The organism is Bacillus lumedeiriae (genome assembly GCF_044891285.1).
GTDB lineage: Bacteria > Bacillota > Bacilli > Bacillales > Domibacillaceae > Pseudobacillus > Pseudobacillus lumedeiriae.
The window spans coordinates 1-470 of sequence record NZ_JAUIYO010000051.1 but is presented as its reverse complement, the minus strand read 5'-3'; the positions used below and the strand labels follow the sequence as shown (position 1 = coordinate 470).

Below are 470 nucleotides of genomic sequence, written 5' to 3'. Positions count from 1 at the left end.
GCTCTCATCTACAATGAACGGAGGCTCGTATAAAAAGAGCTTGTTCACGCCGCTCCCCAATTTGCTTGCCGCTTCCAGGGCCAAGACCGCTCCGGAAGAGCTTCCGAAGAGAAACGCGCTACCGCCGGCTTCTTTGATCAACGCATGGATATCTTCCACTTCCCGGTCTATCGCATAGGGTGAAGCTTCATTGCTGCCGCCGCGTCCCCGGCGGTCAAAATTGTACACGGTAAATTGTCCGGCAAGCCGGGCTGCCAATTGTTCGGCATCTGTATGATCTGCCGTCGCAGCGGCCACCAGAATAAGTGCGGGACCTTCGCCCTGCTTAACAAAGGCAATCTTCGTGCCGTCTTTCGAAATTACGCTATTCTTCGATTGAATCATTTCCATGCTTCATCTTCCTCCCTAGAAATGTTTAATATTAATGCGTGTTCAAAAAGTCGACTTTTTAGCACCGAGAAGGTTCAAGA

At 50.6% G+C, this 470-nt stretch carries 1 protein-coding gene; it reads right to left on the bottom strand.

What is annotated here, in order from left to right; genetic code table 11:
• A partial coding sequence (locus QYG89_RS17135; protein ID WP_404319414.1) for an alpha/beta fold hydrolase occupies positions 1–390 on the bottom strand: 390 nt, incomplete at its 3' end.
• Between the last annotated feature and the right edge of the window lie 80 nt (positions 391–470).